Below are 13,788 nucleotides of genomic sequence, written 5' to 3' on the forward strand. Positions count from 1 at the left end.
ATTCGAGGACGGTGCGGAGATACATCTCCGTGGTGTCGATCAGTCGGGACATCCCGTACGGGCCCGCAGCGCCCCACACCAATCCCTACCCGGAGGAATGAGATCGCTACCCGGAGGAGGATCCGGATTTCTTCGAAGCGGGTCCGGTTCAGCGATATGTGACGTTCCCTCAGTTGGCTTGAAGCCGCCTTGGGGCGTCGTCCCGAGGGCGCGGTATACAAACGGAATGAAGTTTCCGAGGATCAGCCGGCGCAAGGTGCTTGCGGGGATCGGGAGCGTTCCGTTGGCAGCGTGCGCGCCCGTCACGGGCCACGAGCGGCACGAGAGACCGGACCAGCCACCGGGCGGGAGACGAACGACGGTGCTCCGCGGTGCGGACCTCGTCCTCACCATGGACCCCGAGGTGGGCGCCGGGGAGCTGGGCACGTTGGAGGGCGGCGTCGATGTCCTGATGCGGGACGGCACCATCGCCGCCGTGGGACGCGGGCTGGCCGTGCCGCCCGGCGCCCGGGTGGTGGACGCCGGCGGCAAGCTCGTACTGCCGGGCTTCGTGGACCTGCACAACCACCTGTGGCAGTCCAGCATCCGCGGCGGCTGCTCCGCCCAGGACGTCAACGGCTGGCTGGCCGCCTGCAACCGTGCGAACCTGCCGAAGATCGACGCCCAGGACATGTACCGCTTCGTCCACCTCGCCGCCCTCGACGCCCTCCAGACGGGCGTCACCACCGTCGTCGACTGGGTGCACCCGGTCCCGTACGGCACCACCGAGCGCTATGTCCGCGCGCTGGACGACGCGGGGCTGCGGTTCGTCTACGCGATGGCGCAGAGCTCCGCCGACCGTGCCCTCGTCCCCCGGGCCAAGAAGGAGCTCCTGGACCCGCTGCCGCTGGCCTCGCTACAGGTGGCGGTGCATGCGGAGATGTCCACCGTCAAGCATCTGCGCCTGCTGTACGAGACCGCCCGCGACCTGGGCGTGATGCTCAACTCGCATGTCCTGGAACAGCGCGACGACCGCAAGGACGACCCGATCCGCGCGCTGCGCACCGTCGGCGCGTTCGGTCCCGGCCTGCTGATGAACCATGCGGTCCATCTCACCGACGACGAGATCGCGCTGACCGGCGAGCACGACGTACGGGTGGCGCACTGTCCGCTCAGCAATATGCGGCTGGCCTCCGGTATCGCGCCGCTGCCCGCGCTGCACCGGCGCGGGGTGCGGGCCGGGCTGGGCCACGACGGCGGGACGAACGACACCTCGGACATGTTCGGCCTGATGAAGGCGGCCGTCGGGCTCCAGCGGGCACGGCACGAGGACGCCGCGGTCCATCCGACGATCCCGGCGGTGCTGCGGATGGCGACGCTGGGCGGCGCGGAGTGCGTGGGGATGGCGGACCGGATCGGCTCGCTGACACCGGGCAAGCGCGCCGATGTCATCGTCCTCGACCCCGGCACCCTCAACTTCGCCCCGCGCTTCGACTGGACCAGTCAGATCGTGCTCAACGGCCAGCCGCCCAACGTGAGTGACGTCTTCGTCGACGGCCATGTGCGGAAGTCCCGCGGTGAGCTGGTGCATGTGGACACCGCGCGGGTGGTGCGCGAGGCGGAGCGGGCGGCGGCGCACCTGCGCGCCGCCGCCTGACCGGCCCCTGGGCGGGTGTCCCGCCTCAGAACATGCTCAGCAGCGCTTCCGCCGCGTCCACCGGCTCCGACTCGCCGTCCGGCAGGGCGAGTTCGAACCAGACGGTCTTGCCGCGCGGGGTGCGGCGGCTGCCCCAGCCCGCGCTGAGCAGACCGACCAGCTGAAGGCCGCGGCCGCCCTCGTCGGTGTCCCGGGCGCGGCGCCGGCGCGGCTGGGCGAGGTCGGCGTCCCACACCTCGCAGACCAGCGTCCGGTCCAGCAGCAGCCGCAGCCGGATCTCGCCGTGGCCGTGCCGCAGGGCATTGGTCACCAGCTCGCTGACCAGCAGTTCCGTGGTGTCGACCAACGCTTCCAGGCCCCAGTCGGTGAGCTGCTCACGGGCCAGCTCGCGGGCGCGGGAGACCGAGCGGGGCTCGGACACCAGGTTCCAGTCGCCCACCGCGTCCTTGGGCAGGCCGTGCACCCGGGCCATCAACAGCGCGATGTCGTCCTCGCCGTGCGAGGTGTCCAGGGCGCTGAGGACGTGGTCGCAGGCGTCCTCCAGAGGGCGGTCGGCGTCCGAGAGCGCCAGCCGGAACGCCTGCAGCCCCTCGTCCAGCGGATGGTCGCGGGACTCCACCAGGCCGTCGGTGTAGAGCGCGAGCAGCGCGCCGTCCGGCAGATCGACCTCGATCTCCTCGAAGGGTTCACCGCCGACGCCGAGCGGCATCCCCGGCGGTACGTCGAGCAGCAGCGCGTCCTCGCCGTCCTCGACCAGCACCGGCGGCAGATGCCCGGCATTGGCGAACGTACAGCGCCGGGTGACCGGGTCGTAGACGGCGTAGACGCAGGTGGCGAGGTAGACCTCGGAGAGGTCGGCGGTACGGGCCGAGCGGCCCGGCTCGGGGGGAGCGGCGGCGGCGCCGGGGCGGCTGCGCTGGCCCCGGGTCGTGCGGCCGTCGCCGGTGCCGCCGAGCCCGCGGGCGATCTCGTCCAGCGCCGAGAGCACCTCGGCGGGCTCCAGGTCCAGCAGCGCCAACGTCCTTACGGCGGTGCGGAGTTCGCCCATGGCGACGGCGGCGCGCAGTCCGCGGCCCATGACGTCGCCGACGACCAGCGCCGTGCGGTGGCCGGGCAGTTCGATGACGTCGAACCAGTCCCCGCCGACCTCGGTGGCGGTGGTGCCGGGCAGGTAGCGGCAGGCGATGTCGAGTCCGGCGGCCTCCGGGTCGCCGGGCGGGAGGAGGCTGCGCTGCAGGATCAGCGCGCGTTCGTGTTCGCGGCGGTAGAGGCGGGCGTTGTCGATGCAGACCGCGGCGCGCGCGGCCAGTTCGACGGCCAGCGCCGTGTCGCGCTCGCCGAACGGTTCGCTGCCCTTCGTGCGGGAGAACTGCACCAGGCCGACGACGGTGTCCCTGGCGACCATCGGGACGGCGAGGGTGGAGTGCACCACGGCGCCGAGCTCCGGTCCGTCGTCGCTCTCCCGGCCCGGGATTATCTGCGCCTGGGCGGTCCGGAGGGCGCCCGCGCAGGGGGAGTTGAAGGGGTAGCGGTGGACGGCGCCGACGGCGACGGGGCCCGGCCCGTCGTCGGGGACGCAGCAGGTGGAGGTGGCGAGCGGGGCGTCGGAGACGGCGCTGGCGAAGGCGACGCGGCGGAGCTCCGCGCTGCCGTCGGTCATGCCGGGCGGGGCTTCGTCGCCGGCCAGCAGGCCCTGGTAGAGGTCCACCGAGGCCAGGTCGCAGAACTGCGGGACGGCGACGTCCAGGAGGGTGCGGGCGGTGGTCTCCAGGTCGAGGGAGTTGCCTATCCGGGCGCCGGCCTCGTTGAGCAGCGCGAGGTTGCGGCGGGCGTTGGCGGCCTCGCGCTCGGCCCGGCGTCTGCCGGTCACGTCCGAGGCGAGGGCCGCGACGCCGATGGGGCGGCCGCTGGCGCCGTGCAGCCGGTAGAGCGACACGGACCAGCGGCGGCGGTCCTCCTCGTCGCCGGGCAGCAGACCGACCACCTGCATCTCGGTGACCGGCTGGCCGGTTTCCAGCACCCGGCGCAGCGCTGCGGTCATCCGCTCGGCCTCGGGGCGCGGCAGGAAGTCGTACGGGGTGCCGCCGCGGTACTTGGCGGCCGGGCCGCCGAAGACGGTGGCGAACCGTTCGTTGACGCGCAGCAGCTTCAGGTCCGTGCCGAACAGGGTGAATCCCATGGGGGATTGACCGAATACGGCCTGAGAGGCCGCCAGGTCGGTCTCGATGCCGCGCAGCGCCCGGACGTCGACGACGAGACAGACCGCGGCGCGCTCGCCGTCCTCCGTCTCGGACGGCATCACATAGATCTCGGCGAGTCCGTCGGCGGCGCCGCCCGCTTCCCTGCGGTAGGGCACCAGGCCGGTCCATTCCCGGCCGTCGAGGATCTCGGACACCTTGCGGCGTCCGGTCGCGCGGAGTTCACGGGGGACGAACGCCTCGATGGGGTCCTTGCCGATGGCGTAGCGGGCGGGGATGCCGAGCATCTCCGCGGCCCGCTCGCTCCATTGGTCGATCCGTCCGTCGGCGCCGAGCGAGAAGGAGGCGACGCGGATGTAGTCGTAGATCGATCCGGGCCGGCTGCTCTGCCAGACGGGCAGACCGTGCGGCCCGTGCGCGTTCCCTGGGTCACCAGGGCCGTCGGCACCGCCCTGACCATCGGACTGCGCGGGTCCTGCCCCGCCAGATGACATCTCGCTCACGAGCCCCGTCCCCTCCAGCTCATCGTGCCCGGACCGGACACGCCGAGTATCCAGCACCTCGGCTATCCGGAACACGGTCTTCACGATCACAGCACAGTCTCGATCGCAGTCCATCTACAAAATGTCGATGAAATGGCAACGATCAGGCCTCCACCCGTCTCCTAACCAGCCACCGACAGCTCGAACCACACTGTCTTGCCACTCTTTCCCCGGCGGGTGCCCCAGCGCCGCGAACTGCACGCCACCAGCTGCAATCCGCGGCCGCCCTCGTCATCGGGGGTGGCGTTACGTTCCTGCGGCGGATCGGGCAGCGGATCGGACACCTCGACGAGCAGCCCGCCGGTGCTGAGCAGCACCATACGGACGCCGATGGGGCCGCTGGCGTAGCGCAGGGAGTTGGTGACGAGTTCGCTGACGAGCAGGACGGCCACATCGACGGCGCCGTCGAGCCCCCAGTCGGACAGCACCTCGCGCACCCGGGAGCGGGCGGTGCGTACCGCGCCCGGATCGGCCGGAAAGCTCCATTCGGCGATGGGTGATCCGGAGATCCTGCCGCGCCGGCGGACTGCGCTGGAGGCCGACTCGGGGACCCCTGCCGCTGCGCTGTCGCTCACGCCGATCACTTCCCAGCCCGATGGGGTCCCCCGTCGATTAGCCGCTTCGAAAGGGGCTAATCAGGACATACCCGATAACGGGGCCCGAGTATCGCCTTCAAGCGTGCACTGTGGCACAAATGGAGCATCTCCGCGCTACGAGCGGTACAGGGCGGCGCGGCTCAGGGTCGCGCGCCCTCCACCCCCGCCGTCGCCGCCAGCCGGCGCATCACCTCGGCGACCGCCGGGCGGTCCTGATCGAGCCAGTCGACCTGCTGCTCCTCCTCGGGAAGCAGCCAGCGCAGCTCATCGTGATCCTGCAGCGGCCGCGGCACACCGGACACCAGCCGCGCCGTCCACACGCGCAGCACATAGCCGGGCCGCAGCACCCACTCCCCCGGAATCCGCTCCAGGGCTCCGGCTTCGACGCCCAGCTCCTCGCGCAGCTCGCGCACCAGCGCCTGCTCGGGCGTCTCCCCGTCCTCCACCTTGCCGCCGGGCAGTTCCCAGCGGCCGGCCAGGGCCGGCGGTGCGCTGCGCCGTGCGGCCAGCAGCCGCCCCCGGTCGAGCACCGCTCCGCCCACCACTACACGCATGGTCGTCATGCGCGGCAGCCTACGTCCCCCGCCCGCCTCGCGCTTCTCGCTCCCGGCCGCTCAGCCCGCCGGCCGACCGGCGCTCAACCCACCGCCCGGCGGCCTCAACCCACCACCCGGCAGCGCTCAACCCACCGCCCGACACCCCTCAACCCACCGCCCTACAGCCTCAACCCACCGCCCGACGGCCTCAACCCACCGCCCGCCCGACCTTCTCGACCACGTAAAGCTGCTGGTGGCTATGGGAATCCAGCCGGTCGGCCACCCGCTCCGCCTCCGCTCGGGTGGCATAACGGCCGACGCGGTAGCGGTTGCCGCCTTCGTCCTGGCGGATGACCAACCAGGGCAGGACGCCTCCACTGTCGGTCATCGGGCCCCTCCGTCCGCCGCGCAGCGCGCCGCTACGCGCCCTTCCTGTGCTGATGCCGAAATCGCAATCCGCATATGCCCGAGCGTACGCCCGACCTTCACTCACCGGATATGGATTTACACAAAGAGGTACTGAACCGGCCACCCGCGGAACCCGAATTACCGGGAGAGGCCCGCGAGTGGCCGGTTTGAAGCGGTTATGCGTCCGCCGGGTCAGGCCCCGACGGGTGCCTTGTCGTCGTCCGAGCGGCGGTCCGCCACCGGCTGCGCCGACTCGTCCGCGGCGTCGTCTGCGGCGGCCGCGATTTCCGCCTCGGCCTTGATCAGCGACGGGTTACGCCAGGAGCTGCGCACGCCCCAGTAGTAGAAGGCCAGGCCGATCAACGCGACCAGGAGGAGGTCCCAGCCCTGGGGCACATAGCCCCGGCCGCCGAACTCCTTGCCGCCCGCGTACGAAACAGCGGCCATGACCAGCAGATACGCCACCATCCAGGCACCGGCCTTGAGGTGCGGGGCCAGCTCGCCCCACGGCTTGCGGCCCTGGCTCAGCGGCTTGCCGATCTCGTACCAGGCCCAGACCGGCAGCCCGACGGCCATGATCAGGATGACCTTGCCGGTCAGCGGCCAGCGGCCCCAGTACAGGACCAGCGAACCGAAGATCATCGCGACCGGTGCGATGACCGGCATCGCCCGCAGCTTCACCGGGCGCTTGAGGTCCGGCGACAGCCGGCGCAGCGACATCACCGCGATCGGCCCGGTGATGTACGAGATCACCGTGGCGACCGAGACGATCTCGGCGAGCGAGCCCCAGCCGCGGAACACCGCGAGGAAGAGGAAGGCGATCGCGAGGTTGAGCAGCAGCGCCGGACGCGGCACACCGGTCTTCTTGTCGACGCGGCCGAAGACGCCGGGCAGATGGCCGTTCTCCTGCACACCGTGGATCATGCGCGAGGTGGTGGCGGCGTAGATCATGCCGGTGCCGGACGGCGAGACGAACGCGTCCGCGTACAGCAGCAGGGCCAGCCAGTTCAGGCCCCAGGCCACCGCGAGGTCGGCCAGCGGGGAGTTGTAGCCGAGCCCGGCCCAACCGGCGCTGCCCAGCTTGTCGCCGGGGACCGCCATCAGGAACGCGACCTGGAGGGCGACGTAGATGACCAGCGCGATCACGATCGACCAGATGACGGCCTTGGGCAGCGACTTGCCGGGGTTACGGGCCTCGCCGGCGAGGTTCAGCGGGGACTGGAAACCGTTGTAGGCCCAGACGATGCCGGAGACCGCGACGGCGGTGAAGACCGAGCTCCAGCCGTTGGGCGTGAAGCCGCCGTGGTCGGTGATGTTGCCGGTGTCGAAGTGCGCCAGCATCAGCGCGCCCGCGGTCATGACCGGGACGACGACCTTGAAGACCGTGATCGCGGTGTTGGTCTTCGCGAACAGCGAGATCGCGAACCAGTTCAGGAAGAAGTAGAAGACCAGCAGGACGCTGGCGAGTGCGACGCCGGTGCCGGTCAGCTCCTTGCCGTCGTACAGCTCCTGCGCCCAGCCGAACTTCCAGGAGCTCATGTACTGGACGGAGGCGGTGGCCTCGCCCGGGATGACCGAGACGATCGCGATCCAGTTGGCCCAGGCCGCGAGGTAGCCGGCCAGCGAGCCGTGCGAGTACTGGCCGTAGCGGACCATGCCGCCGGCCTTCGGGAACATCGAGCCGAGCTCGGTGTAGGTGAGCGCGATGGTGAGCGCGACCGCCGCGCCGATGACCCAGGCGAGGATCGCGGCCGGTCCGGCGATGGCGGCGGCCCGCTCGGCCCCGAAGAGCCAGCCGGAGCCGATGATGGACCCGAGACCCGTGGCGGTCAGGGCAATGGTCCCGAGGGACCGGCGGTAATTCGAATGCGAACCCTGCTCCGCATCCTGCGTTTTCGTCGTGCTCACGTGCTGGTCTCCTGGTCTTCCCCGGTCCGTGCACAAACTTCGCCATCGTAAGAGCGAATCCGAAGATCGCTTTCCCACCCGCGGCCAAAAGTCCCGCCCAGCTGAGGGTCTGTGAGGTTTCCAACATCAAGATCCGCATGCCATTCACGGAGAAATCCCCACAAATGGGACAGATGAGTGAGGGTTGCGATGGGTGCGGAATCATCCATACCGGGCGCGCAGAAGGCGGGGAGGTTGCCGGGATGGGGAGTTGGGGTGGCGGGTGGGAGACGACAGCGCGGCGCGTGGGAGACGAACGACCGCCGTACCCACTGCCGAGCGCCGGGCCCTCTCGGTTACCGGCTACGGACCGGCTACTCCACCGGCTACTTCACCGGCAGGTGATACGTCACCCGGTGGCGGTCCGCGAGCGTGACGACATCGGCCGTCTCGACGGGCCGTCCGCCGGCGAAGTACGTACGCGAGATGACCAGGACCGCATGCCCCGGCACCCCGCCCAGCGCCATGGCCTCCTCGGCCAGCCCGGGGCGCGCCCCGACCTCCTCGACGACGTTGTCCACCACGACATCGATGGCCGCCATCCGCTCGACCACCCCGCGCCCGGCCAGCGGCCCCTCCTCCGGCAGCATCACGGGGGTCCGCCCGGTGACCTCCAGCGGTTCCCAGGACGTGGAGAGCATCGACGGCTCACCCTCGGCGCGGAAGAGGTAGCGGGTGCGCATGACCCGGGCGCCCGCCGGGATGCGCAGCCGGGCCGCGAGCGCCGAACTGGCCGTCTCCTGCCCGCTGCTGGACTCCCAGGTGCCCTTCACCCGCTCGTCCGTCTGCTCCTGCCGGAACGGGGTGGAGGCGACGCCCGAGTGGTAGCCGGCGCGGGCGATACGGCGTGGGACGGGCTGGGCGCGTACGTAAGTACCGGAGCCCGAGCGGCCCTCGACCAGCCCTTCGGCCATCAGGACCTTGCGCGCTTCCAGGGCGACGGTGTCGGAGACGCCGTATTGCTCGCGGATGCGGGCCTGGGAGGGAAGGCGGGTGTGCGGTTGGAGCACCCCGTCGACGATCTTCTGACGCAGGTCGCCGGCGACGCGGAGGTACGCGGGCTGCTCACCGAAAGGCACGTGCCCCTCCCAACAGCTTGACAGTCAGCAACAGCGTGGCAACCGCGCGTTGTCGCCCGCAACCTTCGGCCAGTGATTCACCCGAAGTTACGAATCCCAGCTCAACCGATATACAGATCAAGGCAGGAGCGGGCGAAACCGCACCCGCCCCGCCCGCTCACGCCCCGCAGTCCGCGTTCCGTCCGCCCTCTGCGCCCCTTGCGCGCCCTTATGCGCCCTCGTATGCGCGGTCTTTCAGAACACCGGGTGTACGACCCGGGGACATGCCAAGATCGAAACATGCCCGAAGCATCCAGCACACCGCCGGCCGAGAGCCCGCTCTCCCCCATGCCCGAGGACTGGCAGCGCGCCCTCGCCGTCGTCGCCCACCCCGACGACCTCGAATACGGCGCCGCTGCGGCGATCGCCGAATGGACCGCCGCGGGGCGCGAGGTCAGCTATCTCCTGGTCACCCGCGGCGAAGCCGGCATCGACGGGCTCGCCCCCGCCGAGTGCGCCCCGATCCGCGAAGCCGAGCAGGTGGCCGGCTCGGCGCTCGTCGGCGTCGATACCGTCGAGTTCCTCGACCACCACGACGGCGTCATCGAGGCCGGTCCGGCGCTGCGCCGGGATCTCTCCGCGGCCATCCGCCGCCACCGCCCCGAGCTGCTGATCACCCTCAACCACCACGACACGTGGGGCGGCGTCAGCTGGAACAGCCCCGACCACCGGGCGGTCGGCCGCGCCGTCCTGGACGCGGCGGGCGACGCGGGCAACCGCTGGATCTTCCCCGAGCTCACCGACGAGCAGGGCCTGGAGCCCTGGAACGGCGTCCGCTGGGTGGCCGTGGCCGGCTCCCCCTACCCCACGCACGCCGCCGAGGTCGGCCCGGGAATCGACCGCGCGGTCGCCTCGCTCGCCGCGCACGAGGCGTACATCAAGGGCCTGGGCGCCGCCGAGCAGGACCCGCACACCTACGCCCGCAACTTCATCGAGCCGATGCTGCGGGCCGGCGGCGAACGCTACCGGGGACGCCCCGCCACGCTCTTCCAGCTCTTCCCCCGCTAGGGCCCCGCTAGGGCCTTTCCGATGGGTCGGGGCCGGGTCCGCGGCGCCGATGTCACATCTGTCGGTGCCTGCTCGTCAAGGGAGTGAGGCGGCTACCGAAGCCGCTCCGACCTGCTTGTACGAGGAGGCACTGCCATGGCACGGATTTCTCTCACCCCGCGGCGCACACTCACCCTGCGACTGGGGGAGTGGTATTCCCGCCGGGCGTACGGGAAGGTCATGGAGCCCGCGCTGGTGCTCGCTCACCACCCGAAGATTCTGCGGGCGTACTTCGCCTTCGAGATGAAGGTGGGGCGGTGGAAGGCGCTGGACCCGACGCTGAAGCATCTGGCGCAGATGGTTTCGGCGGCGAAGATCGGCTGCTCGTGGTGCATGGACTTCGGCCACTGGGAGGCGGACCGGCTCGGGCTGCCGTTGGAGAAGATCAGCAAAGTGCCCGAGTGGCGCTCGCACAAGGAGTCGTTCACCGAGGTGGAGCGGCTCGTCATGGAGTACGCAGAGGCCATGACGGAAACGCCCCCCGCGGTCACCGACGAACTGGCCGAGAGTCTGCGGAGCCGGCTGGGCGATGCGGCGTTCGTCGAGCTGACGACGATGGTGGCGGTGGAGAATCTGCGGTCGCGGCTGAACAGCGCGATGGGCCTGCGCAGCCAGGGGTTCTCCGATACGTGCGCGATTCCGCCGACCACGGCCGGCCAGGGCCTGTCCTAGGGCCGGTCCGGCGAATCAGGTGACCAGGCCACGGCACGACGAGGGCTCGGTACGCGGGGTGCGCGTACCGGGCCCATGGGTCGGTGTTTCGTTGTCAGGCAGGCACGTCCCCCGCCACGAACTCGTCCTCCGCCACGAACTCGCCTCCCGCCACGAACTCGCCTCCCGCCACGAACTCGTCCCCCGCCACGAATCCAGCCACCAGAGCGGCTATCTCCTCCGGCCGCTCCATCACCATCGCGTGGGTGCCGTCCACCCCCGCGACGGTGATGTGCGACTGCGTCCGCGCCAGTTCGCCGAGATCCCGTCGGAGCCCCGCCACATACGCCGCCATCAGCTCGTCGAACCACTCCGGCATGCCGGGCACCAACGGATTGGGGCGCAACGCCCGCGCGATCAGCAGGGGACGGGAGACCCGCCGGTAGAGCGCGAAGAGGTCGAGGCCCGCGATGGCCGCCTGCATCTCCTGTGCGTGCTGCCGCCCCGGCCGCAGGTACAGCTGCCCGTCCGCCGTCTCCCCCAGTGACCGTCGCGCCCCGGCCTCCATCAGGGCCATCGGTATCCCCAACTGCTCCGCCATGGCCGCCTGGTAGCCCAGCACTCCGTCCAACGCCTCGGCGGCAAAGGTCCGCCCGCCCGCCTCCTCAGCGAACTCCCTTGCCTCCGCGAGGCGTTGTTCGACATATGTACGGTCCAGCCCCAGGTACTGATCGGGCCGCCCCATCCCGTGGCCGTCCAGATTCACCGCCGCGGGCGTGCGTTCGTTGTGCTCCAGGCACAGGGCGGCGATCATCCCTCCCAGCGAGTGCCCGACCACGACGGCGTCCGGGATCCCCTGCCGCTCCAGTACCGCCGTGACGTCCCCGAGCACGGCGTCGAAGGTCCACGGCCCGTCCCCGGACCGCCCGTGCCCCCGCAGATCCATCGCCACCACCCGGTGCCGCTCGGCAAGCAGGGGCGCGACCAGCTCCCAATCCATCAGCGTCCGTCCGGCACCGTGCAGCAACAACACCGCGGCGCCGTCCCCGCCGTGATCCCGGACGGCCAGCTCCACGCCGTCGCCCGCCTCACACACCACGTCTTTGCCCGTATTTCCCGTCATGCCTAAACGCTAGGGCCACAAATCCCTTTCAAGATCGTCCGCGAAGCGGATGCGGGCGGCCCCCGATCTGCCGGATAATGAACTAACGCCTTCTCCCGACCGCCAGGTGTCCGTGGCGGGATTCGTGCGGCTGAACGTGCGACGGCCGGCACCCCGCCGGACACGCCGGGCACAGGCGGGAGCATCATGGGGCCATGGCAAATACCCCGGGAGCAAAGGCCGTTGTCCTCGGAATCGGCGCGCTCGGCGCGGTCGCGGCGCTCGCCGTGCTGTGGGTCGTCAGCTACTTCGCTCTCGTCGCGTTCGGCTGACCGCCCCTGGTGCCTGAACCGGCCGGCGAGTTCCCGTTGCCCCGGCTGCTCGGCGCCCTCGGATCTCGGCTTGGCGTCAGCCCCCCGTTCCTCCGTGACGCCCCGTTCCTCCTCCGCGCCCCGCTCGTCCTCGACGTCTCGCTCCTCTTCTTGGACAGCAAGAACCCGCGGTTCGGGACGTCGGTCCCGGACCGCGGGTCTCAGTTCACGGAGGGTGCCGACTACCGTCCCGGGGGCTGGGTCGGGGGGCCGGGCGGGTAGTAGCCGGGGGAAGTGGGGGGCTGCTGGTAGAGGTTGGGCTGGGGCGGGTAGCCGGGGGTGACACCGGGAGGCGGGAAGCTGCCGGGGGCACCGGGGGGCGGGAAGGCACTGGGGGGCGGGCCGTTGCCGTCGTTCTTACGCTTGGAAGCCACGACGAGGCCGATGACGAGAGCGGCGACGGCGAGGACGCCCACGGCGATGGAAACGATGACGACGGGGCTCAGGCCCTCGTCCTTACTCCCGGCCTGCTGATTGCCGTTGCCAGGGGTGTTGGCACCGTCGGAGCCGTTGGAGTCGGCGGGTACATCCGTTTCCGGGGAGGACGGCGCGCCCTCAGGCATCGTGAGCGGCCCGTTCTTCGGGCCGGCCGGGATGCTCTCCTTCAGGGCGCGGAGCGGGCGGATGAGGCCGTAGCCGTAATGCTCGTCCGGGACTTTGGCGACGCCTGAACCTGGGGGAAGGAGCGCCGTCTTCGTCAGACGATTCGTCACCTGACCTGCAGACAGTTTAGGGAACTTCGCGCGGATCAGGGCTGCGGCGCCGGAGACATAGGCGGCTGCATCGGACGTACCGTCCCCATAGCCGTACGGGGAGGTGACACCTGCCGACCGGATGCGCACTCCGGGTGCCGTCAAAAGAACCTGCGGGCCGTAATTGGACTTCTCCCAGACCTTCCCGTCCGACCCTACAGCGCCCACGGTAAGGACGCCGGGGGCGGAGGCAGGGTAGCCAAGGCTGGTGTCGCCTTCGTTACCCGCGGCCGCCACGAGAAGAACATCGTGTTTTACCGCGTAGGCGATCGCCTCCTTCTCCTCGTCGGTAATACTCGGACCACCAAACGACATGTTGACGATCTTCGCTCCGTGGTCCACGGCATATCGCAAAGGTTCGGCATAGGAATCAGAATCCGCCGATTCGCCACCGTTCATGTCCGACCATTTAAGGGGGAGAATCTTCGCACTTGGAGCCAGCCCCTTGATGCCCGAAGAGCCACCCGGCCCATGCCCGTGCCCAGCGATGGCCCCACTCATCGACGTACCGTGATTATTCTTTGATTCCTCGTCAGCAGGTCCGTCGCTAGTGAAGTCCTTTCCCGGTAGAACGTTTCCCTCAAGATCTGGGTGACTACCATTCACGCCGTCATCAATGACGGCAACGGTTATGCCTTTCCCCGTGGATATCTTCGCCATCTCTTCGGATTTGAAGGCCTTCAGGGGCCACTGTGCGTCTCTGACCTGGTCTGCCGAAGCAACCGGCGCGGTTCCGAAGAGCAGCGCTCCGACCAAAACCGTGCCGCCCAACGCACGCAGCCTGCACGCGAAGCTCATGCTCTAACTACCTCTCCCCAAAAGATTGGGGCCCGCAGCCCGAAGACTGCGGGCCCCAAGTCGTTTCCACCGACTGCACTCGGCAG

General features: G+C 70.2%; 11 protein-coding genes. 3 read left to right on the forward strand and 8 right to left on the reverse strand.

Annotation, left to right across the window (positions count from 1 at the left end):
- The first annotated feature begins 361 nt into the window (after positions 1-361).
- Entirely contained in the window at positions 362-1,636 is a 1,275-nt protein-coding gene (locus AB0I10_RS11245) for an amidohydrolase family protein (RefSeq protein WP_363152126.1), read from the forward strand.
- 25 nt (positions 1,637-1,661) lie between these two features.
- On the opposite strand, the gene AB0I10_RS11250 is transcribed toward AB0I10_RS11245, so the two are convergent.
- The 6 genes from AB0I10_RS11250 to AB0I10_RS11275 form a co-directional block, all read right to left on the reverse strand.
- Positions 1,662-4,328: a SpoIIE family protein phosphatase gene (locus AB0I10_RS11250; RefSeq protein WP_363152258.1), complete on the reverse strand. Its 2,667-nt coding sequence runs from the start codon at positions 4,326-4,328 to the stop codon at positions 1,662-1,664.
- A gap of 170 nt (positions 4,329-4,498) precedes the next feature.
- Complete coding sequence (locus tag AB0I10_RS11255) at positions 4,499-4,885, reverse strand: ATP-binding protein (RefSeq protein ID WP_363152259.1); 387 nt, start codon at positions 4,883-4,885, stop codon at positions 4,499-4,501.
- Positions 4,886-5,112: 227 nt separating this feature from the next.
- Complete coding sequence (locus tag AB0I10_RS11260; RefSeq protein ID WP_363152127.1) at positions 5,113-5,535, reverse strand: (deoxy)nucleoside triphosphate pyrophosphohydrolase; 423 nt, start codon at positions 5,533-5,535, stop codon at positions 5,113-5,115.
- Between the two features lie 181 nt (positions 5,536-5,716).
- Complete coding sequence (locus tag AB0I10_RS11265) at positions 5,717-5,896, reverse strand: SPOR domain-containing protein (protein ID WP_363152128.1); 180 nt, start codon at positions 5,894-5,896, stop codon at positions 5,717-5,719.
- 212 nt (positions 5,897-6,108) lie between these two features.
- Positions 6,109-7,824: an APC family permease gene (locus AB0I10_RS11270; RefSeq protein WP_363152129.1), complete on the reverse strand. Its 1,716-nt coding sequence runs from the start codon at positions 7,822-7,824 to the stop codon at positions 6,109-6,111.
- Positions 7,825-8,189: 365 nt separating this feature from the next.
- Positions 8,190-8,942, reverse strand: coding sequence for a GntR family transcriptional regulator (locus AB0I10_RS11275; RefSeq protein WP_363152130.1), 753 nt, complete (start codon positions 8,940-8,942; stop codon positions 8,190-8,192).
- Positions 8,943-9,221: 279 nt separating this feature from the next.
- Here AB0I10_RS11275 and AB0I10_RS11280 point away from each other — a divergent pair, with 279 nt between their 5' ends.
- Both AB0I10_RS11280 and AB0I10_RS11285 read left to right on the forward strand, forming a co-directional pair.
- Complete coding sequence (locus AB0I10_RS11280; RefSeq protein ID WP_363152131.1) at positions 9,222-9,989, forward strand: PIG-L deacetylase family protein; 768 nt, start codon at positions 9,222-9,224, stop codon at positions 9,987-9,989.
- Between the two features lie 135 nt (positions 9,990-10,124).
- Positions 10,125-10,700, forward strand: a complete 576-nt coding sequence (locus tag AB0I10_RS11285) for a carboxymuconolactone decarboxylase family protein (protein ID WP_363152132.1) — start codon at positions 10,125-10,127, stop codon at positions 10,698-10,700.
- Positions 10,701-10,794: 94 nt separating this feature from the next.
- On the opposite strand, the gene AB0I10_RS11290 is transcribed toward AB0I10_RS11285, so the two are convergent.
- Together AB0I10_RS11290 and AB0I10_RS11295 are read right to left on the reverse strand one after the other, a co-directional pair.
- Entirely contained in the window at positions 10,795-11,802 is a 1,008-nt protein-coding gene (locus AB0I10_RS11290; RefSeq protein WP_363152133.1) for an alpha/beta hydrolase, read from the reverse strand.
- 532 nt (positions 11,803-12,334) lie between these two features.
- Positions 12,335-13,702: a S8 family serine peptidase gene (locus AB0I10_RS11295; RefSeq protein ID WP_363152135.1), complete on the reverse strand. Its 1,368-nt coding sequence runs from the start codon at positions 13,700-13,702 to the stop codon at positions 12,335-12,337.
- Positions 13,703-13,788 lie beyond the last annotated feature (86 nt).

Origin of the sequence: Streptomyces sp. NPDC050636, assembly GCF_040654775.1 — a bacterium.
In the GTDB taxonomy this organism is placed as follows: Bacteria; Actinomycetota; Actinomycetes; order Streptomycetales; family Streptomycetaceae; genus Streptomyces.

Bases quoted from the DNA above. Each gene is read 5' to 3' on its own strand.
- AB0I10_RS11250 (WP_363152258.1), bottom strand. From the start codon at position 4,328: ATGTCATCTGGCGGGGCAGGACCCGCGCAGTCCGATGGTCAGGGCGGT.
- AB0I10_RS11280 (WP_363152131.1), top strand. From the start codon at position 9,222: ATGCCCGAAGCATCCAGCACACCGCCGGCCGAGAGCCCGCTCTCCCCC.
- AB0I10_RS11265 (WP_363152128.1), bottom strand. From the start codon at position 5,896: ATGACCGACAGTGGAGGCGTCCTGCCCTGGTTGGTCATCCGCCAGGAC.
- AB0I10_RS11285 (WP_363152132.1), top strand. From the start codon at position 10,125: ATGGCACGGATTTCTCTCACCCCGCGGCGCACACTCACCCTGCGACTG.
- AB0I10_RS11260 (WP_363152127.1), bottom strand. From the start codon at position 5,535: ATGACGACCATGCGTGTAGTGGTGGGCGGAGCGGTGCTCGACCGGGGG.
- AB0I10_RS11290 (WP_363152133.1), bottom strand. From the start codon at position 11,802: ATGACGGGAAATACGGGCAAAGACGTGGTGTGTGAGGCGGGCGACGGC.
- AB0I10_RS11295 (WP_363152135.1), bottom strand. From the start codon at position 13,702: ATGAGCTTCGCGTGCAGGCTGCGTGCGTTGGGCGGCACGGTTTTGGTC.